This is a genomic window from Stenotrophomonas sp. 59 (assembly GCF_030291095.1).
In the GTDB taxonomy this organism is placed as follows: Bacteria; Pseudomonadota; Gammaproteobacteria; order Xanthomonadales; family Xanthomonadaceae; genus Stenotrophomonas; species Stenotrophomonas maltophilia_Q.
Genome location: NZ_CP127408.1, coordinates 1220257 through 1239919, shown reverse-complemented (window position 1 = coordinate 1239919; position 19663 = coordinate 1220257). Strand labels below are relative to the sequence as shown.

Genomic DNA, 19663 nt, shown 5'->3' with positions numbered 1-19663 from the left:
TTATATCAACGCCAATCGGAAGCCGGTCGATGAACCCGAGCTGGGATACGTTGGAGCGCAGTCGCCAGGCGCGCCTGGAGCGCGCAGCGCCGTGGGCGCGCGGCCACCAAGTCGCCGCCGAGGACGTGGGTGAACTGCTGCACGCGCTGCTGGAGCCGGGTGACAAGGTCTGCCTGGAGGGCAACAACCAGAAGCAGGCCGACTTCCTGGCCCAGGTGCTGGCCGATCTCGACCCGGCGCGGGTGCACGACCTGCACATGGTGCAATCGGTGCTGTCACTGCCCTCGCATCTGGATGTGTTCGAGCGCGGCATCGCCTCCCGGCTCGACTTCTCCTTCTCCGGCCCGCAGTCGGTGCGGCTGGCCAACCTGGTGGCCGAAGGCCGCATCCAGATCGGTGCCATCCACACCTACCTGGAACTGTTCGGCCGCTACTTCATCGACCTGACCCCACGCGTGGCGCTGGTCGCCGCGCAGGCTGCCGATCGCCACGGCAACCTCTACACCGGCCCGAACACCGAGGACACCCCGGTGATCGTGGAGGCCACGGCCTTCCGCGGCGGCATCGTCATCGCCCAGGTCAACGAGATCGTCGACACCCTGCCCCGCGTCGATATCCCGGCCGACTGGGTCAATTTCGTGGTGCAGGCGCCGAAGCCGAACCACATCGAACCGCTGTTCACACGCGACCCGGCGCAGATCTCCGAGATCCAGGTGTTGATGGCGATGATGGCCATCAAGGGCATCTACGCCGAGTACGGCGTGAACCGCCTCAACCATGGCATCGGCTTCGATACGGCAGCCATCGAACTGCTGCTGCCCACGTATGCCGAATCGCTGGGGCTGAAGGGAAAGATCTGCCAGCACTGGGCACTGAACCCGCACCCGGCACTGATTCCTGCCATTGAATCGGGCTTCGTGAAGTCGGTGCACTCGTTCGGTTCGGAACTGGGCATGGAGAAATACATCGCCGCCCGTGGCGATGTGTTCTTCACCGGTGCCGATGGCTCGATGCGATCGAATCGCGCGCTCTCGCAGACCGCCGGCCTGTATGCCTGTGACATGTTCATCGGCTCGACGCTGCAGGTCGACCTGCAGGGCAACAGCTCCACCGCCACCCGCGACCGCATCGCCGGCTTCGGCGGTGCGCCGAACATGGGCTCGGATGCACGCGGCCGCCGCCATGCCAGCGACGCCTGGATCAAGGCCGGCCAACAGGCCGCTCGCCCTGGTGAAATACCACGCGGCCGCAAGCTGGTCGTGCAGATGGTGGAGACCTTCCGCGAGCACATGGCACCGGCCTTCGTCGATCGCCTCGATGCCTGGGACCTGGCCGAGCGCGCACAGATGCCGCTGCCGCCGGTGATGATCTACGGCGATGACGTCAGCCATGTGCTGACCGAGGAAGGCATCGCCAACCTGCTGCTGTGCCGCACGCCGGAGGAACGCGAACAGGCGATCCGCGGCGTATCCGGCTACACCGCCGTCGGCCTTGGCCGCGATCGCGCGATGGTGGAAAACCTGCGCGACCGCGGTGTGATCCGCCGACCGGAGGACCTCGGCATCCGGGTGCGCGATGCCAGCCGCGATCTGCTGGCCGCGCGTTCGGTGAAGGATCTGGTGCGCTGGTCCGGTGGGCTGTACGACCCGCCCAAGCGCTTCCGCAACTGGTAAGGGGCTGAGCATGGAAACCCTCGACTATCGATTCGACGGCCGCACCGCCGTGCAGTTCCCGCGCGACGCGGTGCTGGTGGGCGTGCTGGCCTCGGGCAACCTGGAAATCCTGCTGGAACCGGCTGATCTGGACGGCGCAATGACCGTGCGTATCATCACCGCCGCACAGGGCTTCGGCAGCATCTGGCAGGCGGTGATCGCCGATTTCGCCCAGCGCCATCCGCTGCGCGACGTGCGCGTGTCGATCAACGACGCCGGCGCGACCCCGGCCGTGGTCAGCCTGCGCCTGGACCAGGCCGTGGAAACCCTGCTGGCCGGAGGCACGCCATGAGCCACGCACGTCGCCACAGTTACTACGAAGCCGATGCGCGCGAGCGCGCTGCCGGGCTGGTCGATGCCGGTTCGTTCCACGAATTCCTTGGCCCGGCGCGGCGGATGATGAGCCCGCACCTGGCCCAGCTGGACCAGCCGGCTGCCTTCGACGATGGCATCGTCGTCGGCCAAGCCACGCTGCGCGGCAAGCACGTGCTGCTGGCCGCGCAGCAGGGGCAGTTCATGGGCGGTGGCGTGGGCGAAGTGCACGGCGCCAAGCTGACCGGATTGCTGCGCCGCGCAGCCGAAACGCGTCCAGACGGCGTGCTTCTGCTGCTGGACACCGGCGGCGTGCGACTGCACGAAGCGAATGCAGGCCTGATCGCGATTTCGGAAATCATGCGCGCCACCCTGGCCGCACGTGCAGCTGGCGTACCGGTCATCGCGCTGATCGGCAGCGGCAACGGTGCGTTCGGCGGCATGGGCATCGTCGCCCGCTGCTGCACCACGGTGATCATGTCCGAGGAAGGCCGGCTCTCGCTGTCCGGCCCGGAAGTGATCGAGACGGTACGCGGCGTGGAAGAGTTCGACTCACGCGACCGTGCGCTGGTCTGGCGCGTGACCGGTGGCAAGCACCGCTACCTGATCGACCAGGCACAGGTGCTGGTGCCTGACGCCATCGAAGCCTTCGCGCAGGCCGCAAGCGATGCGCTGCAACCCGATGCCGCCAGCACCGATACCGATGCGGCGCTGGCCGCGCTGCAGGAACGCCATGCGTCATTGAAAGCCCGTGTGCAGGCTTGGGGCGATTGCCGCGATGGGCTGGAAATCTGGGCCCGCCAGGGCATCGCCGAACCCGAACGACTGCAGCTGCTGGACACCGACGCCTTCCTTGCCGCCACCGCCGACCGGAGGCTGCCATGACCGCCCCGCTGCAGACCCTGCTCGACGCCCTGTTCCCGCGCGGCCATCGCATCGACATCCGGGATTCTGTGCTGACCGGCAGCGCAACCACCGACGATGGCGAGGTGACCGTGATCGGCACCACCGACCGCATCGAGGTTGGCGTCGACCACGCATTGGCGCTGGCCGGGACCGTGCTTGCCAGCACCGCCGCGCACCCACAGCGGCCGATCGTGATGCTGGCCGACACTGCCGGCCAGCGCCTGGCGCGCCGCGATGAGCTGCTGGGCATCAATGGCTGCTTCGCGCACCTCGCGCAGACTCTCGATCTGGCCCGCCGCCGTGGCGCGCGCCTGGTCACTCTGGTCTATGGCGAATCGGTCAGTGGCGGCTTCCTGTCCTTCGGCCTGATGGCCGACCACATCCATGCCCTGCCCGATGCACAGGTACGCGTGATGGACCTGCGTGCGATGGCGCGGGTGACCAAGCAACCATTGGAAAAGCTGCAGGCGCTCAGCCAGAGCTCACCGGTGTTCGCACCGGGCGTGGCCAACTACGTGGCGATGGGTGCGGTGGAATCGCTGTGGGACGGCGATCTTGCGCAGCACCTGCTGCGGGCCCTGCGCACGCCCAGCGACGGCGATGCGCGCGCGGCACTGGCTGCACAGCGCGGCGGTCGTGCACTGGCGGCGGATGTTGCCGATGCGGTGGCCCGTGGCGATGCCTGAGCGGCCCGCCCGCCACACGCTGGCCTGGCTGTCGGCCCACGCCGGCTGGCGCGCCGACGTCGCTGCGCAGGAACCCCGCCTGGCAGCGTGGTTCGCGCAGGGCCTGCCTGCAATGGTGGCGCGCTGCGCCGTGGATGATCGCGACCCGCGCCTGCGCCTGGGGGTGCCGCTGCCGCCGAGCGAGGGCAAGCTACGGCTGGCGCTACGCGTGGCTCCGCACGAGGTACGTCGACTGCAGCCACCGCCCGCGCTGGAAGAGGTCGTTGCCAGCGGCGTGCCCGACGACTGGCGAAGCGCACTGCAGGCGATGCAGCGGCTGGCACCGGCACGCGTGTTCGGTGCGTTCGCCTGGCAGCATCTGAGCGGTTTGCCGTATGTGCATCCGCGCTCGGACATCGATCTGTTGTGGCAGATAAGGGCCGCAGGCCAGGCCGATGCCCTGGTCGAGCGCCTGCAGGACTGGGAACGCACGCACGCGCGCCGCGTCGATGGCGAGCTGTGCCTGGCCGACGGTGGCGCGGTGAACTGGCGCGAGTACGCCGGATGCAGCCGCGAGGTACTGGTCAAGCGTGTGGATGGTGCTGCGCTGGAAGCCCGCGATCGCTTGTTCATCGCCAACGGGGTGGCCGCATGAACATCGCCGTCCACGCCGAGCGGCCCTGTCGCCCCCGAGTGGACAGCGCGCGACTGGGCCGCCTGGCCATCGCCAGCCTGCATGCCGAACTGGCGTGCACACCCAAGCCGGGGCTGGTCACCCCCTTCGATACCGGCAGCCATGACGACATGGACGCCGGCACCTTCCTGCGCAGCCTGTTTGCCCTGCGCCACTACTTCACCGCGATCGCCCATGCTGGCGCCGACGATGCGCCCTTCGCGGACCTGCGCATGCATGGGCTGGCCGCCGAGGCCGCGATGCTGCGGGCCACCGGCGGTATCAATACCCATCGTGGTGCAATCTTCAGCCTCGGCCTGCTGGTCGCTGCATCGGCACGCTACCGCCAACTGCACGACCATGCGGGTTCGGCTGCACAGGTGTGCCTGGCCGTGCCGCACTGGGCAGCCGACTTCGCCAGCGCACCACTGGATGCCAGCAGCCCTGGCCAGCGGGCACGCGTGCGCCATGGCGTGCCGGGCGTACGCGAGCAGGCGGCGGCCGGCTACCCGGTGCTGCGCGAGCTGGCGATGCCTACGCTGCGTCATGCACTGGGGGAAGGCCTGACGCACGATGCGGCGCTGTGCCAGACCCTGATGCAGCTGGTCGCGCAGATCGATGACCTCAACCTTCTGCACCGTGGCGGTGCCGATGGGCTGCACTGGGCACAGCAGCAGGCGCACGCATTCCTCGCGAGCGGCGGCACCTTCGCACCCGGCTGGCAGGCGCGGCTGCGCGATGTCGGCAAGCGCTTCGTGGCACGCCGCCTGAGCCCCGGTGGCAGTGCTGATCTGCTCGCCTGCAGCTGGTTCCTGCTTCAGCAGGAGGGTGTATGAGCCTCGCCCTGCTCTGCCCCGGGCAAGGCGCGCAGCATGCGGCGATGTTGGACCGGGTGCGCGATCTGCCGGCCGCGTGCGACGTACTGGAGACTGCCAGTACAGTGCTTGGACGCGACGTGTTCGCGGCGGCCGCCGATGAATCGCGCTTCGACAATGCGCTGGCGCAGCCCTTGCTGTGTGCAGCCAGCCTCGCGCACTGGCAGGGACTTCGCGAAGCGGTGCAAGCACCGGTGCTGGTGGCCGGTTACAGCATCGGTGAACTGGCCGCACATGCGATCGCCGGCAGCATTGATGCAGCCACCTGCCTGGCCCTCGCCGCACGCCGCGCGCAGCTGATGGACGGCGCCAGCCCCGCCGATGCAGGCCTGCAGGCGGTGCTCGGCCTGGACCGCCGCAGCCTGCAGTCACTCTGCGATGCACAGGGCGCGTACGTGGCCATCGCCAATGGCCAGGATCATTTCATCGTGGGCGGCACGCACGCCTCGCTGCAGGGCCTGGCCGATGCAGCGCGTGCGGAGAGTGCAGACATCCGTCCGCTGCCGGTGCACGTTCCGGCGCACACACCGCTGCTGGCGGCGGCGGTCGCACCGTTCGCTGCGGCGCTCGATGCCGCCGCGCTGCAAGCCCCGCGTCTGCCGCTGCTGGCCGGTATCGATGCACGGCCGGTACGCGATCGCGCCGCAGCGGTACACACCCTGTCGGCACAGCTGGCCCAGACCATCGAATGGGCGCAGGTAATGCGCCAGGCCTTCGAGCGCGGCGCGCGGGTGTTCCTGCAGCTGGGCCCGGGCAATGCACTGGCGCGCATGGTCGCGCCGTCCTACCCGTGCTGCGAAGTGCGCGCGGTGGAGGAGTTCCAGAGCCTGGACGGCGCCGCGGCATGGGTCCGCAGCGCGCTGGAACGGCTGCAGTAACGGGTTCGAGCAGTACGTATCACGCAACACGCAGTACGTCGCCTTACCCCGGGATGGCGGGTCTCCATCCGCGCTGTACGTGAGTCACGTGTCTGGGAGGGCGCATGAGTCCACAAATCGCAACGATCATCGGTCTGGTGATCATGTTCATCGTCGCCACCGCGATGCCAATCAACATGGGAGCTGTCGCCTTCGCGCTGGCCTTCATCATCGGCGGCCTGTGGGTCGACATGGGGGGCAAGGAGGTCCTGGCCGGATTCCCCGGCGATCTGTTCCTGACCCTGGTCGGCATTACCTACCTGTTCGCCATCGCGCAGAAGAACGGCACCATCGACCTGCTGGTGCACTGGGCGGTGAAAGCCGTACGCGGCCATATCGTGGCCATTCCGTGGGTGATGTTCGTCATCACCGCGGTCCTCACCGCCTTCGGCGCACTCGGCCCCGCCGCGGTGGCGATCATCGGACCGGTCGCACTGCGCTTTGCAAAGCAATACAACATCAACCCGCTGATGATGGGCCTGCTGGTGATCCACGGTGCGCAGGCCGGCGGTTTCTCGCCGATCAGCGTGTACGGCAGCATCACCAACGGCGTGGTGCAGAAGGCCGGCCTGGAAGTGACTGAAATGGCGGTATTCCTGACCAGTCTCGGTTTCAACTTCATGATGGCCACGATCTGCTTCTTCGCCTTCGGCGGCATCGCCCTGCTGCGGCGTGGCTCGATCACCGCGACCGGAACGATCGGCAATGCCGAACTGGCGATGGCCGGTGGCCCGCAGGCATCGTCACGCCAGTTCGCCATCGAAGGCCACGGCGCGCTGGTTGCCGCTGGCGGGGGCACCCTGTCCAATGATCCCGCCGCTCTGGATGCGGTGAATCTGACCCGCGAGCGGCTGTTCACCCTGATCGGCCTGCTGGGCCTGGGTGTTGCTGCGCTGATCTACAACCTCAACGTCGGCCTGGTCTCGATCACCGTCGCGGTGGCGCTGGCGTTGTTGTCGCCGCAGAGCCAGAAGGGCGCAGTCGATGGCATCAGCTGGTCCACAGTTCTGTTGATCTGTGGCGTGGTGACCTACATCGGCGTGCTGGAGCATGCCGGCGCGGTGGATTTCATCGGCAACGGTGTCTCCGACATCGGCATCCCGCTGCTGGGCGCGCTGCTGGTCTGCTACGTCGGCGGCATCGTCTCCGCATTCGCCTCGTCGGCGGCGGTACTGGGCGCCACGATTCCGCTGGCGGTACCGTTCCTGATGCAGGGCCACCTCAGCGCGGCCGGCGTGATCTGCGCACTGGCAGTGTCGTCCACCATCGTCGATGTCAGCCCGTTCTCGACCAATGGCGCCCTGGTGGTGGCATCGGCGGCGAAGGAAGAGCGCGAAACCCTGTTCCGTCGTTTCCTGGTCTACAGCGGGCTGGTAGTCGCGCTGGGGCCGCTGCTGGCCTGGCTGGTGTTCGTGGTACCGGGATGGATGTAAGCAGGTGCGCAGGGCGCCGGACCATTCCGGCGCCCTGCGAGCGGGTTAGAGTCGGCTGGGTATCGTCGGCTGGGTAGAGTCGACTGTTAGTCGACTGCCCTTCGTTCCGACGGCGAAAACCCCGCGCTGCGCGCGATAGTCGACTGGGTAGAGTCGACTGGTAGTCGACTGCCCTTCGTTCCGACGGCGGAACCCCCTGCGCTGCGCGCGATAGTCGACTGGGTAGAGTCGACTGGTAGTCGACTGCTCTTCGTTCCGACGGCGGAACCCCCCGCACTGCGCGCGATAGTCGACTGGGTAGAGTCGACTGGTAGTCGACTGCTCTTCGTTCCGACGGCGGCCCCCCCGCGCTGCGCGCGATAGTCGGCTGGGTAGAGTCGACTGGTAGTCGACTGCTCTTCGTTCCGACGGCGGAATCCCCCGCGCTGCGCGCGATAGTCGACTGGGTAGAGTCGACTGGTAGTCGACTGCTCTTCGTTCCGACGGCGGCCCCCCCGCGCTGCGCGCGATAGTCGGCTGGGTAGAGTCGACTGGTAGTCGACTGCCCTTCGTTCCGACGGCGAAAACCCCCGCGCTGCGCGCGATAGTCGACTAACAGTCGACTCTACCCAGCCGTTTCCCCCGGCCGTTTCCCCCAACCCGTTTGCCCCAACGCGTTTCCCCCAACCCGTTTCCCCCAGCCGTTTCCCCAAACCCGTTTCCCCCTCGGTTTCCGCCCGCATTACAGGTCCCACGCATGGAGGCAGTACACTTTCCACCATGGCCATCGCTCCCGCCCCGCGTTCTCCCAAGAAGCGCGCCCCCCTGTATGAAGAGGTCGCCGAACACGTGCGCGAGCGCATCTACGATTACCGGCTGCCGCCGGGCGAGTGGATCGACGAGCCCGCGCTGTGCGAAGAACTGGGCATCAGCCGCACGCCGCTGCGCGAAGCGCTGAAGCTGCTGGCCGCCGAAGGCCTGGTGCAGATCGATGCCGGTCGTGGTGCGCGGGTCACCCGGCTTACGCTGGAAGACCTCAACCAGCTGTTCCCGGTGATGGCGATGCTGGAAGGCCGCTGCGCGCATGAAGCGGTCAGGCATATCGATGATGCTGGGGTACAGCAGCTGGAAGACCTGCATGCGGCGATGGAAACGGCTGCGGCCGAGGGCAACATCGCCGAGTACTACCGCAATAACTACCTCATCCACGAAACCGTGCAGCACTATGCCGGCAACCCGTGGCTGATCCGCATCACCCACGACCTGCACCGCATCCTGAAGATGCACCGTGGCCGCCAGTTGCTGACCCCAGGCCGTACCGCGCAGTCGCTGGCCGAGCACCGTGAACTGATGGAGTGCTTCCGCAGGCGTGATGCCGCTGCCGCCGAACGCACCATGGAGCGCCACCTGCTCAGCCAGGGCCGGGCGCTGGCCGCCTATGTGGCGGCGGGAGGCCTGTTGAACGTGCCGGCACCGCTACCAACCGAAGGCGGCGGCTGAGCAGGCTTCTGTAGAGCCGAGCCATGCTCGGCTGGCACCCGACGCGAGCGGTGGAAGCCGCCGAACATGGCTCGGCGCTACAGCCGGGCGCCGGGCTTCAATCGCCGCAGCTGCCGCTGTCACTACTCCCCCCATCACTGCTGCAGTCGGAGCTGCTGTGGCTGTGATGGCTGTGGCTGTCGCCGGAATACCCACCGGAGCTGTCGTAGCTTGCGCCCCCCTCCCCGCGGCTTCCCGAGCCATCGGCAGTGGCCACCGCCATGCACAGGATTGCGCCCACCAGCGGCAACAGCCAGACCAGCAACAGCTGCACCGTACGGCCGCCCGCCGAAAGCCCGTCGCGCCTGATGATGACCGCGGTGGCCACCATGTTCAGGCCCAGCACCAGCAGGACCAGCAGAAGGGCGACGATCAGCATGCGGCAGTTCCGTGCCTGGACGTGGGGGCATTATGGCCCGCCGCGCCGGCATTGGCCCTGCCTGTCATGAAGATGGGACAATGTAGGGCGCGCCGGCCTGTCTCCGGGCCGCCGGCGCCCCCCGCACCACACGGAAGAAGAAGAACAACAACATGCTGAAAGTCATTTTCGATACCGACCCGGGCGTCGACGACGCCCTGGCGCTGCTGTACCTGCACAAGCACCCGCAGATCGACCTGATCGGCGTCACCACCACCTTCGGCAACGCCTCGGTGGAGTCGACCACGCACAACGCGCTGTACCTGAAGCAGGCCTGGGGCTTTGCCGCCCCGGTCGCGCGCGGCGCCGCAGGCCCGCTGCAGCCGGAAGCCACGCCGGAAGCCTGGCCGGTGCACATCCACGGCCACAACGGCCTGGGCAACCACCCGGTGCCGGCCAGCCTGGACGTGGCCGCCGACACGCGCTCCGCCGCACAGCTGATCATCGACCTGGTCCGCGCCCATCCGGGCGAAGTGACCCTGGTCGCGGTCGGCCGCATGACCAACCTGGCCCTGGCCCTGCAGCAGGCGCCAGACATCGCCGGGCTGGTGCGCGGCGTGGTGCTCATGGGCGGCGCCTTCCACGTCAACGGCAACATCACCCCGGCCGCCGAGGCCAACATCTGGGGCGATGCCGAAGCGGCCGACGTGGTGTTCACCACCGATTGGCCGGTCACCGCGATCGGCCTGGACGTGACCACCCGCGTGGAAATGGACCGCGACGGCCTCGACAAACTGGCCGCCCTCGGCGGCGCCGACGCCGAGCTGGTGCGTGCGCTGTCGCAGGACTACGTGGACTTCTACCTGCAGGCCGGGCACAAGGGCATGGTCGTGCACGACTGTTGCGCCTGCATCGCGCTGACCCGCCCGGAGCTGTTCCAGTTCGAGCGCGCCAGCGTGCGCGTGGCCACCGACGGCGTCGCCCGCGGCATGACCATTCCCAAGCCGGAAGGCATGGGCTTCGGCCCCAGCGTGTGGGATGGCCACGTGCTGCAGTCCGTCGCCATCGGCGTGGATGCGGCCGCCGTACTGGCCGACATCGAGCAGACCCTGAAGGTCTGATCGGCTAGCGCCTGGCCCTGCCCGGGACCGTCTCGGGCAGGGTCCACAGCACCGGCAACACCAGCACCGCCACCAGCGCGATCATCGCGCCCGGCGCCGCCGCCCAGCCGCTGCGTTCCACCCACCATTGCGCCAGCCACGGCGTCGCGCCGCCGAACACCGCGGTGGCCATGGTCACGCCCAATGCCAGTCCGCTGACCCGGCCTTCGCCCGGGAACTGCTCAGCCGTGGCCGGGGCCGCGACCGCGCTCACGCCACCGGCCACGCAGGCCAGCAGCACCGCGGCCAGCGCGATGCCCCACACCGAGGCCTGCGCCATCCATGCGAACAGGGACAGCGGCAGCAGCGCCGCCAGCAACGTCAGGCCCAGCAGCATCGGCCGGCGCCCCACGCGGTCGGACAACGCACCGCACAGCGGGGTGATCACAATCACCGCCACCGCCGCGATCGTCGACAACCACAGCGCATCGCCCTCGTCGTGGCCCTGCGCGTGCAGGAATGCCGGCACATAGGTGATGCCCACGTAATAGGTGATTGAGCCCAGCGCCGAGATCGCGAAGGTGCGCGCCACCGCAGCAGGATGGTTGCGCAGCACATGCCGCAGCGGCGTGGCGGGAATGCTGCCCTCGCGCCGTTGGCGCTCGAACTCGGGCGATTCGTGCATGCCAGAGCGCGCGACCAGGATCACCAGCGCCAGCGCGGCACCAACGAAGAACGGAATGCGCCACCCCCAGCTGTCCAGCTGCGCGGTGGGCAGCAGCGCGACAGTGAGCGCGGAAATCGCCACCGCCAGCAGCGCGCCCACTTCACTGGCTGCCGACGCCAGCGAGGTGACCAGCCCGCGTCGTCTCTCCGGCGCGCTTTCCAGCAGGTAGGCCACTACGCCGGTGTATTCGCCCCCCACCGAGAATGCCATCACGCAGCGCAGCACCAGCAGCAGCACGCCAGCGGTGGCGCCTGCGGTGGCCGCGGTCGGCAACAGCGCAGTGGCCAGCATCGCCGCTGCCATCAAGGCCATCGACGCCAACAGCATCCAGCGCCGGCCGAGCCGATCGCCCAGGTGGCCAAAACACAGCGCGCCCAGCGGGCGCATCAGGTAGGAGACCGCAAAGCCGGCCAGTGTCACCAGCAGCGCCTGCTCGCCGCCGCCGAAGAACACCCGTGACAGCACCGTGGCGAAGTACAGGTACAGGGTGAAGTCGTACCACTCCACTACCGTGGACAGGCCGGCCACCCACATCGAGCGCTGCCGCGCCGCGGTCATTGCGTGTTCGCCTTCAACAGCCTCGTTCCCGTGGGTGCAGGTTCCGGGCAGGGTGTCACGATCCGGGTGAAATGCCGGTCATCGGCCATCCATCGGCTGCATGTACTGCGTCTCGTGCCCGGTGAAGCGCTCACCGTCAAAGCCAAAGCAGAACCGCCCTTCCTCGAACGCGCGATAGACAAGCAACGCGCCATCCAGGCAGAACTGCTGCTGGTCCACACCCGTTTCCAGGGTTCCGTAGCGGATGGCGTCTCCGCCCCTCTCCGCTGGTCCGGTGAAGGCATCGATCGGCAATGGCGTGGCGCGTCCGGTGCGGGTGTCGACCAGCACCACCGAACGCTGGAAGAACTCAGGACGATCATCGACCTGCACCAGCAGGTAGTGCTGGTTGAAGTTCGGCGTCTCGTTGCTGAGGGCTTCCTCGATGCGCGCCACGTGCTGCGCATCGCAGAAATCGACCGGGCTGTAGCGATAGCTGCACCCGTCGTGGTCGTAGGGCAGGTTCATACCGGAATAGCTCACGCCTGCCTGGCTGCCCAGGTCGTCCCCCGGTTCCGGCGTGCTGCACAGCAGCCACGAGCGCTGTGCATCTTCGGGATCGGCCATCAGCTTCGGCTCCCGGCCCTGCTCGTAAGCCGTACCCCCCGGAAAGTCCCGGCCGAAGCGCTGGTGAACGATCACGCGGGCGGTCTCCAGCGGCAGGCCGATCTTCGCCCCGCGGAACGAGACGAACGTCATCGTCGGCAGGATCACCTCCTCCACCGGCAACCCTTTCCATTGCCCACGCATGCAGAACGTGGCGATCTCGTTTTCCTCGTCCACCTTGCAGGGTTTCGGCGCGTTCGCGGCCAGCCAGGGATGGGCCGGGCGATCGGTCTGAGGGTCGATGTACCAGCCGTCCAACACACAGGTCGGCAGCGCGTCCAGCAGCGGAGAGAGGTCGGCGCTGGCGGTCGGCATCACCGCCGGTGGGGCTGCAGGCGTGTGTTCGGCCGGTACCTCCGGCGAGCGCTGGCAGGCCAGCAGCAACCCTGCGCTGATCAGCAGCGCGACACCGTGTGCGTGCCCGATTGAAGGATGGCGTCCCTGCATTGCGTGGTGCTCCCTGGTTTCAACACTCGCTGCAGATGATCGCTGATCCCGGTGCCATGCAGGAACGTCGCAGATCCCACATCGGGGTCAGAGCCCTTTGCTCCCGCAAAGGGATCCGCCCCCGCCAGCTACCCCGGCAGCTGCAATTCGGCCCGCAGGCCACCGCCCTCACGGTTGTGCAGCCGCAGCGAGCCGCCCAGCGACTGCGCCAGCTGCACGGCGATGGCCAGGCCCAGCCCGGTGCCGCCGGTATCGCGGTTGCGTGAGCTTTCCAGCCGATGGAACGGTGCCAGCACGGCCTGCAGCTGGTCCTCCGGGATGCCGGGGCCGCGGTCGGACACGCTGATCCACGGCCGGCCTGCTGCATCGCGCCCCGCCTCGATCTCGGCACTACCGGCGTAGCGCAACGCGTTGTCGACCAAATTGCCGACCACCCGCCGCAGCGGCTGCGGCCAGGTCTGCACGGTCAGGCCTGTGGGCGCGCCACCACTGACCGCCTTGCCCATGTCTTCATAGTCGCCCACCACGCTGGCCAGGAACGCGCCAAGATCCATCGCCACCGGCGCGCCACTGGCCACGTGGCTGCTGCGCGCATAGGCCACGCCTTCGCGCACCAGTTGCCCCAGGTGGTCCAGGTCATCCAGCAGGCGCTGCTGGGTGGCATCTTCGGGCAGGGTTTCCACGCGCAGCTTCATGCGCGTGATCGGCGTCTGCAGATCGTGCGAGATGGCCGCCAGAATCTGCAGCCGCTCGCTGACATGGCCACGGATGCGCGCCTGCAGTGCATTGAGCGCGGCTGCGGCCGTGCCCACTTCGGCGGGGCCGTCTTCGGGCAGCATCGGTGCGTCCTTGCCAGGCTGCAGTTGCTCGACGGCGTGCGAGAGCTGCCGCAGCGGGCGCAATGCCAGCCGCACCGCCAGCCACGCGCATACCAGCAGCAGGGCCAGCTGCGCCAGCAGTACGGCCGGCAGCCAGCGCGCCAGCGGCAGGCCCGACGGTGTGACTTCGATGGTCAACGGTGAACCGTCGTGCAGGCGCAGCTCCACTTCGAAACGTTCCGGCAGGCGTGCCACCTGCCGCGCCTGCAGCGGATAGCGGTGTTCCAGGCTGTCATCGATGATGGCGGTGACCTGGCGCGCACGATCGGTTTCCAACGCCGGGCCGGCCTCTGCCGGGCGCAACAGGTAGCGGTACGTACGCCGCTCCAACCGCGACACCCAGGCCTGGCGCTGGTCGGCCGGCAGGTGTTCCAGCAGGGCCACGCTCACTGCTACATCCTCGTCCAGGTTGCGCAGCATCATGCTGCGGGTGGACTGGTAGCGTTCGTAGAACAACAGACCGAAGGACAGCGCATGGGCCAGGATCAACCCGCCCAGCAGCACCAGCAGCAGGCGCGCCGACAGCGTGCGCGGCCACGGCAGGCGGCGCGCGCGGGCGTTCATTCCTGCGGCCCCAGCAGCTGCACCGGCACGCTGAACACGTAGCCTTCGCTGCGCACGGTCTTGATGTAGGTGGGCTCACGCGCGTCATCGCCCAGGCGCTGGCGCACGCGGCTGACCAGGAGATCGATGGAACGATCGAACAGTTCTGCATCACGGCCCTGGGTAAGGCTGAGCAGCTGGTCGCGGCTGAGCACGCGGTTGGCGTGGTCGAGAAACACGCGCAGCAGGCGGAATTCCGCACCGCTGAGCGGATAGGCGGTGTCCTGCGCATCCAGCAGATGGCGGGCAGTGGTATCCAGGCGCCAGTCGCCGAAGGCCAACTGGCGGCCGGCTTCGCTCACCTGCAGGTTCGGCGGCAGCATCTGCGTGCGTCGGATCACCGCATTGATGCGCGCCAGCAGTTCGCGTGAGGAGAACGGCTTGGTCACGTAGTCATCGGCGCCCATTTCAAGGCCGATGATGCGGTCGGTTTCATCGTCGCGGGCGGTCAGCAGCACCACCGGCACCGCGCGATGCTTGCCGGCACGCAGGTTGCGGCACAGGCTCAGCCCGTCCTCGCCGGGCATCATCACATCCAGCACCACCAGGTCCACCGCGTGGGTATCCATCAGCGCGCGCATCGCACGGCCGCCATCGGCCTGGCTGACGCGCAGGCCGTTGCGCTGCAGGTAGTCGGCCAGCATCTGGCGGATCTCGCTGTCATCGTCGACGACAAGGATGTGCGGTACGTGGTTCATTGCGTTCTCGATGAAGACGGAGGTCAAGGCCGCGCGGCGCGGCCATGGTAGCGCGGCTCAGGGGCTGGCCAGCAGGCGCTGTATCTCGCTTTCGGTACGCGCGTAGTCGCCTTCGCCGTAGTGGCGGTAGACCACCCTGCCCTGCCGGTCGACCAGGTAAAGCGCCGGCCAGAAGCGGTTGCCCCAGGCGTTCCAGATCCGGTACTGGTTGTCCTGCACCACCGGCCAGGTGATATCCAGCCGCGCGATGGCCTTGCGCACATTGCCGGGCAGGCCTTCGTAGGCGAACTCCGGTGTATGCACGCCGATCACCTGCAGGCCCTGCCGCGCGTAACGCGCATGCCACTGGTGCACATGAGGTGCCACGTTGAGGCAGTTGCTGCAGGCATAGGTCCAGAACTCGACCAGCACCACCTGCCCTCGCAGCTGGTTCAACGCGAGCGGTGGGCTGTTGTGCCAGGGCCCGCCGCCATCGAACGCGGCAGCCGGAGCGGCCTGCACCGGATGCGCATCGGCCTCCGGGCTGGGCCAGGCCATCAGCAGCGCCGCCCCACCCAGCAGGCCCAGCAGCAACGGCAGTACATACACACGCAGCCCGGCCATCGTTCAGCCCCCCTGCTCGGCCAGCGGCAGTTCGGCCGGCTTCACGCCTGCGGCTTCCAGGATGCCGTCAGCCACCTGGGCCGGGTGCGAGAGGAGCGACACATGGCTGCTGCCGATCGATTGCAGCTGCGCGCCAATGCGCTTTGCGGTAGCCGCCTGCAGCTGCGGCGACAACATGCGGTCGTCACGGCTGAGCACGTACCAGCTCGGCTTGCTGCGCCATGCGGCCACGGTGACGGGCTCACCCAGAGCGCTGGCCTTCAATGGCACCTGCGTGCTGTACAACAGTGCGGCGGTCTTCTTCATCACATCCGGTGCGAAGTCCTGGGCGATGGCGTCGGCTGGCAGGGTCAGGTAGCCGTCCTTCTCCTGCAGGCGCGTCAGGCCCGGGCCGACCGGATAGCCCTCGCCCTGCTGTGCCGATGACTGCCCGGCATCCGGTGCGAATGCGGCCACGTACACCAGCGCCTGCACCTTGGGATCGTTGCCCGCTTCGGTGATGACCGTTCCGCCCCAGCTGTGGCCGACCAGCACGACTTTGCCCGGTGCGGCGGCAATCGCGCGACGGGTGGCGGCCACATCGTCGGCCAGCGAGGTGAGCGGGTTCTGCACCGCCACCGCCCGCAGCTTCCAATCGTGCAACGTGGTGATGACCTTGTTCCAGCTGGAGCCATCGGCGAAGGCGCCGTGTACCAGGATGACGGTGGGCGGGGCGCCGGCATCGGCCTCGGCGGCGAACGCAGGCGTCGCGACGCCGGCAAGGGCGAGGGCAGCGGCGAGCAGGGTGATGCGGATCATGGGGGTACTCCGGTGTTGGGAGTGGCCATTTCCGCCTGGGGATGTATCGGCGCTGTTTCGCTGCGAGGCAGAGTTGTACCGGACTGTAGGGCGGCGGCGGCTTCCTACAGTTGGATACATTCGGCCGCCGGGCATGGCCCGGCACAACCGCAGCCGGGTGTCCTCACGCGTACATGCGGGGAACCTTCTCCACCCGGTAGCGCCAGGCCATGCCCGGCGGACGCCCGACCCGGCGCCTTTGTATCTGACTGTACGAAACCCCTGACACAGCCACAGTCGCTGACAAAACCCCAGGCAACAGCACACGTTGCCGATACCTGCGCCGCCTGAAATGGCCTCCATCGACCACTGGCCCGCAGGACACCACCATGATCAGCACCGCCTCTTCCGTGTACACGCCCCGCCTGGACGCCGTCGGCCGCTGGCTCTCGCCATTGGCGCTGCGCACCCTGCTGGCCTGGGAGTTCTTTGAATCCGGCCGCGAGAAGCTGGCCGGCCAGAACTGGTTCGCCGACCTGGAAGGGCGTTTCCCTTTCCCGTTCTCCACCCTGCCCGCGTCACTCAACTGGCAGCTGGCCACCTGGCTGGAACTGGTGGGCGCTGTGATGCTGCTGCTGGGCCTGGCCACGCGCTCGGTGGCCTACATCTTCTGGGTGCTGACCCTTGTTGCCATCGCCGCCGTGCACTGGCCCGACCAGTGGAACGGCCTGGGCGAACTCTGGCAGGGCTATGCGATCACCGACCAGGGCTACGGCAACTTCAAGCTGCCGCTGCTCTTCCTGGCCATGCTGCTCCCACTGATCCTCAACGGCGGCGGTGCGCTCAGCCTGGACCGCCTGCTGGCCGGCCCGCAGCGCGCCACGGCGGGCAACGACGGCCTCGGCTGGGGCGTGAGCCTGATCGCCCTGCTGCTGCCGGTCGCCGCGCTGCTGCCCGGCGTCGGCTTCGGTGGCGCGCTGCTCGGCGGCGCCCTGCTGCTGGGCTACGTACTGCGCCGTCGCCGCAACGCCTGATCCGCATCGCCCCTTCCCGCGCTTCTTCCCTTCGTTTCCGTCGCCTTCAAGCGGCGTCCATCCCGCACGCCCTGCGTGCCAATCCCAAGGAGTCATCATCATGTCCGTCTCGACCAAGAACACCGCTGCTTCCCGTCTGCCGCGCATCGGCGCCATCGGCATCGCCTTGGCCGGTGGCCTGCTGCTGGCTGGCCAGGCCGCCGCGATCCAGCCACTGGCCATCGGTGCCGCGGCGATGAGCGCCGCCGCCGAAGGCAAGTGCGGTGAAGGCAAGTGCGGCGCCAACAAGGCCGCCACCGGCAAGCCTGCCGGCAAGGCCAAGGTGGCCGAAGGCCAGTGTGGCGAAGGCAAGTGCGGCGACGCCTCGTTTGCCCGCACCGACCGTGACCACGACGGCCGCGTCTCGCGCGCCGAGTTCAATGCGGTGGCGGCCACGCGCGCCGCCGAATTCGACCGCATCGACACCGACCACGACGGCTACATCAGCGAGCAGGAAGCGCACGACTACCTGCGCAGCGTCTACACCGCCAACGGCAAGCCGATGCCGAAGGGCCTGTTCTCCCGCGTCAACGACTGATCGTTCCCCACCCGGCGCCGCCCTTGCGGCGGCGCCACTGCCCTGGAGTACCGTCGCATGCACTTGCCCCTGCCTTCCGCCAGCGCCGGTCTCGGCCTGCGCCGTGGCCTGATCGATGAACTGCTGGCGATGCCGGCCAATGCCATCGACTTCCTCGAAGTGTCGCCGGACAACTGGATCGGGGTTGGCGGTGCCCACGGCGCGGCGCTGCGCCAGTTGAGTGAGCGCCATCACCTGACCTGCCACGGCCTGTCGCTGTCGCTGGGTGGTCCGGACCCGCTGGATCGCACGCTGCTGGGACAGACGCGCGCCTTCCTCGATCTGCACCAGGTGCAGCTGTACAGCGAACACCTGAGCTACTGCGCCGCCGGTGGCCATGTCTACGATCTGCTGCCATTACCGTTCACCGCCGAGGCCGTGCGCCACGTTGCCGGTCGCATCCGCCAGGTGCAGGACACACTGGGCCGGCGCATCGCCGTGGAGAACATCTCCTACTACGCTGTGCCGGGTGCGGACATGAGCGAGATCGACTTCATCACTGCAGTGCTGGCCGAGGCCGACTGCGACCTGCTGCTGGACGTCAACAATGTCTTCGTCAACGCCTGCAACAACGGCTACGACGCCTTCGATTTCCTGACACGCGTGCCGGCGCATCGCGTCGCCTCGCTGCACGTGGCCGGCCACTTCGACGAGGACGATGGCTTCAAGATCGACACCCACGGTGCGCCGGTGAAGGGCGTGGTCTGGGCGCTGCTGCATGAGGCCTATGCGCGTGTCGGCGTACGCCCCACCCTGCTGGAGCGCGATTTCAACTTCCCGCCTTTGGCCGAGCTGCTGGCCGAGGTCGAGCAGATCCGCCACGCGCAGGCCGATGTGCTGCTGCCCGAGGTGGCCCATGGCTGAGCCGCTGGCCACCCTGCAGCAGCGCTGGGCCGACCATGTACGCGACCCATCGATGCCCGCGCCTGAGGGCGTCGATGCACGGCGGATGGCAGTCTACCGCCGCCTCTGCATCGACAGCCTGGACAGCCTGCTGGCAGGCAGCCTGCCGCGCCTGCAGGCGCAGCTGGGTGATGCCTGCTGGCGCGACGCCGTGGAGCACTACTATGCGCGGCACGCCTGCCATACCCCGCTGTTCCCGCAGATCGCCGGCGAATTCGCCGCGTGGCTGGGCGTGCAGGCAGACCTCGCGCTGCCGGGCTGGGTGGCGGAACTGGCGCATTACGAAAGCACGCAGCAGGCACTGCACATTGAAGCGCGGGACGCCGGCCAGCAGCCATTGCATGCGCCACAGGCAGGCAGCGTGCTTGCGCTGTCTCCGCTGGTGCGGGTGGTGGGCTACCGGTGGTCTGTGCATGAGGATGTCGGGCTGAGCGGTGCGCCGACCACGATGCCGACGTTGCTGCTGCTGCGACGCCTCGATGACTTCAGCCTGCAGGTACAGGAACTTGCACCGCTGGCATATGCGCTGCTGTCGGCGTTCGGCGATGACGGCGGCCGTGCGGAAGACGCGCTGCAGGTACTGGCCGACCTGCATGGCGTGGCCGCCGACGAACTGCGCACAGCCTGCATTCCGCCGCTGGGCGAGCTGTGCGCGGCCGGCGTGCTGGTTGTGACGAACGACCGTTGAGGGTGCCGGTCAGCGCC

The 19663-nt window shown here is 68.2% G+C and carries 21 protein-coding genes; 14 read left to right on the top strand and 7 right to left on the bottom strand.

Annotated elements, in window-relative coordinates; all coding sequences use genetic code 11:
* Positions 1 to 29 precede the first annotated feature (29 nt).
* The 9 genes from mdcA (at position 30) to QP552_RS05640 (ending at position 8972) form a co-directional block, all read left to right on the top strand.
* Positions 30 to 1673 (top strand): malonate decarboxylase subunit alpha, encoded by a 1644-nt coding sequence (gene mdcA, locus QP552_RS05680; protein ID WP_111204044.1) that lies wholly within the window; start codon positions 30 to 32, stop codon positions 1671 to 1673.
* Positions 1674 to 1683: 10 nt separating this feature from the next.
* Positions 1684 to 2004 carry a malonate decarboxylase acyl carrier protein gene (gene mdcC / locus QP552_RS05675; RefSeq protein ID WP_286075283.1) on the top strand — a complete coding sequence of 107 codons (321 nt, stop codon included), beginning with the start codon at positions 1684 to 1686 and terminating at the stop codon, positions 2002 to 2004.
* A complete protein-coding gene (locus QP552_RS05670; RefSeq protein ID WP_286075282.1) occupies positions 2001 to 2909 on the top strand; it encodes a biotin-independent malonate decarboxylase subunit beta in 909 nt (302 codons plus the stop codon). The genes mdcC and QP552_RS05670 overlap by 4 nt, the downstream gene beginning before the upstream one ends.
* Entirely contained in the window at positions 2906 to 3616 is a 711-nt protein-coding gene (mdcE, locus tag QP552_RS05665; RefSeq protein ID WP_286075281.1) for a biotin-independent malonate decarboxylase subunit gamma, read from the top strand. The genes QP552_RS05670 and mdcE overlap by 4 nt, the downstream gene beginning before the upstream one ends.
* A complete protein-coding gene (gene mdcG, locus QP552_RS05660; protein ID WP_286075280.1) occupies positions 3609 to 4250 on the top strand; it encodes a malonate decarboxylase holo-[acyl-carrier-protein] synthase in 642 nt (213 codons plus the stop codon). The genes mdcE and mdcG overlap by 8 nt, the downstream gene beginning before the upstream one ends.
* On the top strand, positions 4247 to 5104 hold the full coding sequence (gene mdcB, locus QP552_RS05655) for a triphosphoribosyl-dephospho-CoA synthase MdcB (RefSeq protein WP_286075279.1): 858 nt from the start codon (positions 4247 to 4249) through the stop codon (positions 5102 to 5104). The genes mdcG and mdcB overlap by 4 nt, the downstream gene beginning before the upstream one ends.
* The gene (gene mdcH / locus QP552_RS05650; protein ID WP_286075278.1) at positions 5101 to 6021 is read left to right on the top strand and encodes a malonate decarboxylase subunit epsilon; all 921 of its coding nucleotides are present in this window, start codon (positions 5101 to 5103) and stop codon (positions 6019 to 6021) included. The genes mdcB and mdcH overlap by 4 nt, the downstream gene beginning before the upstream one ends.
* Before the next feature lie 104 nt (positions 6022 to 6125).
* Positions 6126 to 7493 carry an SLC13 family permease gene (locus QP552_RS05645; RefSeq protein ID WP_286075277.1) on the top strand — a complete coding sequence of 456 codons (1368 nt, stop codon included), beginning with the start codon at positions 6126 to 6128 and terminating at the stop codon, positions 7491 to 7493.
* A 759-nt stretch (positions 7494 to 8252) separates the two neighbouring features.
* Entirely contained in the window at positions 8253 to 8972 is a 720-nt protein-coding gene (locus tag QP552_RS05640) for a GntR family transcriptional regulator (protein WP_286075276.1), read from the top strand.
* A gap of 97 nt (positions 8973 to 9069) precedes the next feature.
* On the opposite strand, the gene QP552_RS05635 is transcribed toward QP552_RS05640, so the two are convergent.
* Positions 9070 to 9390, bottom strand: coding sequence for a hypothetical protein (locus QP552_RS05635; protein WP_197616918.1), 321 nt, complete (start codon positions 9388 to 9390; stop codon positions 9070 to 9072).
* 152 nt (positions 9391 to 9542) lie between these two features.
* Between QP552_RS05635 and QP552_RS05630 the strand changes: the two genes are divergently transcribed.
* Positions 9543 to 10490: a nucleoside hydrolase gene (locus QP552_RS05630; protein ID WP_106549312.1), complete on the top strand. Its 948-nt coding sequence runs from the start codon at positions 9543 to 9545 to the stop codon at positions 10488 to 10490.
* Between the two features lie 4 nt (positions 10491 to 10494).
* On the opposite strand, the gene QP552_RS05625 is transcribed toward QP552_RS05630, so the two are convergent.
* The 6 genes from QP552_RS05625 to QP552_RS05600 form a co-directional block, all read right to left on the bottom strand.
* Positions 10495 to 11754 carry an MFS transporter gene (locus QP552_RS05625; RefSeq protein WP_286075275.1) on the bottom strand — a complete coding sequence of 420 codons (1260 nt, stop codon included), beginning with the start codon at positions 11752 to 11754 and terminating at the stop codon, positions 10495 to 10497.
* A gap of 78 nt (positions 11755 to 11832) precedes the next feature.
* Positions 11833 to 12846, bottom strand: a complete 1014-nt coding sequence (locus tag QP552_RS05620; RefSeq protein WP_286075273.1) for a hypothetical protein — start codon at positions 12844 to 12846, stop codon at positions 11833 to 11835.
* A gap of 128 nt (positions 12847 to 12974) precedes the next feature.
* Positions 12975 to 14288: a HAMP domain-containing sensor histidine kinase gene (locus QP552_RS05615; protein WP_286075272.1), complete on the bottom strand. Its 1314-nt coding sequence runs from the start codon at positions 14286 to 14288 to the stop codon at positions 12975 to 12977.
* On the bottom strand, positions 14285 to 15025 hold the full coding sequence (locus QP552_RS05610) for a response regulator transcription factor (protein ID WP_107230172.1): 741 nt from the start codon (positions 15023 to 15025) through the stop codon (positions 14285 to 14287). The genes QP552_RS05615 and QP552_RS05610 overlap by 4 nt, the downstream gene beginning before the upstream one ends.
* 57 nt (positions 15026 to 15082) lie before the next feature.
* Positions 15083 to 15628 carry a redoxin family protein gene (locus tag QP552_RS05605; RefSeq protein WP_286075271.1) on the bottom strand — a complete coding sequence of 182 codons (546 nt, stop codon included), beginning with the start codon at positions 15626 to 15628 and terminating at the stop codon, positions 15083 to 15085.
* Positions 15629 to 15631: 3 nt separating this feature from the next.
* Entirely contained in the window at positions 15632 to 16426 is a 795-nt protein-coding gene (locus QP552_RS05600) for an alpha/beta hydrolase (RefSeq protein ID WP_111204031.1), read from the bottom strand.
* Positions 16427 to 16794: 368 nt separating this feature from the next.
* On the opposite strand from QP552_RS05600, the gene QP552_RS05595 reads away from it, so the two are divergent.
* The 4 genes from QP552_RS05595 to QP552_RS05580 all read left to right on the top strand — a co-directional run bounded on the left by QP552_RS05595 (position 16795) and on the right by QP552_RS05580 (position 19646).
* On the top strand, positions 16795 to 17439 hold the full coding sequence (locus tag QP552_RS05595) for a DoxX family protein (RefSeq protein ID WP_286075268.1): 645 nt from the start codon (positions 16795 to 16797) through the stop codon (positions 17437 to 17439).
* A gap of 100 nt (positions 17440 to 17539) precedes the next feature.
* Positions 17540 to 18016 (top strand): EF-hand domain-containing protein, encoded by a 477-nt coding sequence (locus QP552_RS05590; RefSeq protein ID WP_286075267.1) that lies wholly within the window; start codon positions 17540 to 17542, stop codon positions 18014 to 18016.
* Positions 18017 to 18073: 57 nt separating this feature from the next.
* Positions 18074 to 18919 carry a DUF692 domain-containing protein gene (locus QP552_RS05585; protein WP_111204028.1) on the top strand — a complete coding sequence of 282 codons (846 nt, stop codon included), beginning with the start codon at positions 18074 to 18076 and terminating at the stop codon, positions 18917 to 18919.
* Positions 18912 to 19646, top strand: coding sequence for a putative DNA-binding domain-containing protein (locus QP552_RS05580; RefSeq protein WP_286075266.1), 735 nt, complete (start codon positions 18912 to 18914; stop codon positions 19644 to 19646). Before QP552_RS05585 ends, QP552_RS05580 begins: the two co-directional genes overlap by 8 nt.
* The last annotated feature ends 17 nt before the right edge of the window (positions 19647 to 19663 follow it).

Coding starts and splice junctions, on each gene's coding strand:
- mdcA (WP_111204044.1), top strand. CDS start 30: ATGAACCCGAGCTGGGATACGTTGGAGCGCAGTCGCCAGGCGCGCCTG.
- mdcC (WP_286075283.1), top strand. CDS start 1,684: ATGGAAACCCTCGACTATCGATTCGACGGCCGCACCGCCGTGCAGTTC.
- QP552_RS05670 (WP_286075282.1), top strand. CDS start 2,001: ATGAGCCACGCACGTCGCCACAGTTACTACGAAGCCGATGCGCGCGAG.
- mdcE (WP_286075281.1), top strand. CDS start 2,906: ATGACCGCCCCGCTGCAGACCCTGCTCGACGCCCTGTTCCCGCGCGGC.
- mdcG (WP_286075280.1), top strand. CDS start 3,609: ATGCCTGAGCGGCCCGCCCGCCACACGCTGGCCTGGCTGTCGGCCCAC.
- mdcB (WP_286075279.1), top strand. CDS start 4,247: ATGAACATCGCCGTCCACGCCGAGCGGCCCTGTCGCCCCCGAGTGGAC.
- mdcH (WP_286075278.1), top strand. CDS start 5,101: ATGAGCCTCGCCCTGCTCTGCCCCGGGCAAGGCGCGCAGCATGCGGCG.
- QP552_RS05645 (WP_286075277.1), top strand. CDS start 6,126: ATGAGTCCACAAATCGCAACGATCATCGGTCTGGTGATCATGTTCATC.
- QP552_RS05640 (WP_286075276.1), top strand. CDS start 8,253: ATGGCCATCGCTCCCGCCCCGCGTTCTCCCAAGAAGCGCGCCCCCCTG.
- QP552_RS05635 (WP_197616918.1), bottom strand. CDS start 9,390: ATGCTGATCGTCGCCCTTCTGCTGGTCCTGCTGGTGCTGGGCCTGAAC.
- QP552_RS05630 (WP_106549312.1), top strand. CDS start 9,543: ATGCTGAAAGTCATTTTCGATACCGACCCGGGCGTCGACGACGCCCTG.
- QP552_RS05625 (WP_286075275.1), bottom strand. CDS start 11,754: ATGACCGCGGCGCGGCAGCGCTCGATGTGGGTGGCCGGCCTGTCCACG.
- QP552_RS05620 (WP_286075273.1), bottom strand. CDS start 12,846: ATGCAGGGACGCCATCCTTCAATCGGGCACGCACACGGTGTCGCGCTG.
- QP552_RS05615 (WP_286075272.1), bottom strand. CDS start 14,288: ATGAACGCCCGCGCGCGCCGCCTGCCGTGGCCGCGCACGCTGTCGGCG.
- QP552_RS05610 (WP_107230172.1), bottom strand. CDS start 15,025: ATGAACCACGTACCGCACATCCTTGTCGTCGACGATGACAGCGAGATC.
- QP552_RS05605 (WP_286075271.1), bottom strand. CDS start 15,628: ATGGCCGGGCTGCGTGTGTATGTACTGCCGTTGCTGCTGGGCCTGCTG.
- QP552_RS05600 (WP_111204031.1), bottom strand. CDS start 16,426: ATGATCCGCATCACCCTGCTCGCCGCTGCCCTCGCCCTTGCCGGCGTC.
- QP552_RS05595 (WP_286075268.1), top strand. CDS start 16,795: ATGATCAGCACCGCCTCTTCCGTGTACACGCCCCGCCTGGACGCCGTC.
- QP552_RS05590 (WP_286075267.1), top strand. CDS start 17,540: ATGTCCGTCTCGACCAAGAACACCGCTGCTTCCCGTCTGCCGCGCATC.
- QP552_RS05585 (WP_111204028.1), top strand. CDS start 18,074: ATGCACTTGCCCCTGCCTTCCGCCAGCGCCGGTCTCGGCCTGCGCCGT.
- QP552_RS05580 (WP_286075266.1), top strand. CDS start 18,912: ATGGCTGAGCCGCTGGCCACCCTGCAGCAGCGCTGGGCCGACCATGTA.